The organism is Corynebacterium sp. HMSC073D01 (assembly GCF_001815555.1).
GTDB lineage: Bacteria > Actinomycetota > Actinomycetes > Mycobacteriales > Mycobacteriaceae > Corynebacterium > Corynebacterium glucuronolyticum.
Map to the genome: position 1 here is coordinate 1,411 of NZ_KV821058.1, position 682 is coordinate 2,092.

A 682-nucleotide genomic window follows, 5' to 3' on the forward strand; every position below is an offset into this window, starting at 1 on the left:
TTCGCTCATCAGCGAGACTTCGTCTCTGACCTACTACAAAAAAGGAGAAAAAATGAACATCGCAAGTTTCAATTCGCTCATCAGCGAGACTTCGTCTCTGACTACAGGATCATTACGGGCTCATGAAATAACAATAAGTTTCAATTCGCTCATCAGCGAGACTTCGTCTCTGACTCACCCGCGCCGATGGTGAAAAGCTTGTTTTCTGGGCTGGTTTCAATTCGCTCATCAGCGAGACTTCGTCTCTGACTTGGGGGCATCAAAGCATCAGGACCTGTGAACAGGTTTCAATTCGCTCATCAGCGAGACTTCGTCTCTGACACCCCCACTAGGCAACAGCTCAATTTTCCAAGTCAACGTTTCAATTCGCTCATCAGCGAGACTTCGTCTCTGACCAAGGAACAAACCACAGACGGAGAAACGGCGTTCGTTTCAATTCGCTCATCAGCGAGACTTCGTCTCTGACCGCAACAGTAACGGTGGCGGCGGCTAAAACGGTCGTGTTTCAATTCGCTCATCAGCGAGACTTCGTCTCTGACCGGTGGTTATTCTTACAATTCCGAATACAATCCCACCGAGTTTCAATTCGCTCATCAGCGAGACTTCGTCTCTGACGGTAACGCATACATCGTTGCCGACGATGAACACACCAAGTTTCAATTCGCTCATCAGCGAGACTTCG

1 CRISPR repeat array is annotated in these 682 nt (G+C 48.5%).

Annotated elements, in window-relative coordinates:
* Positions 1–615: a CRISPR direct-repeat array (repeat unit 30 nt; unit sequence TTCGCTCATCAGCGAGACTTCGTCTCTGAC).
* Positions 616–682: the final 67 nt, after the last annotated feature.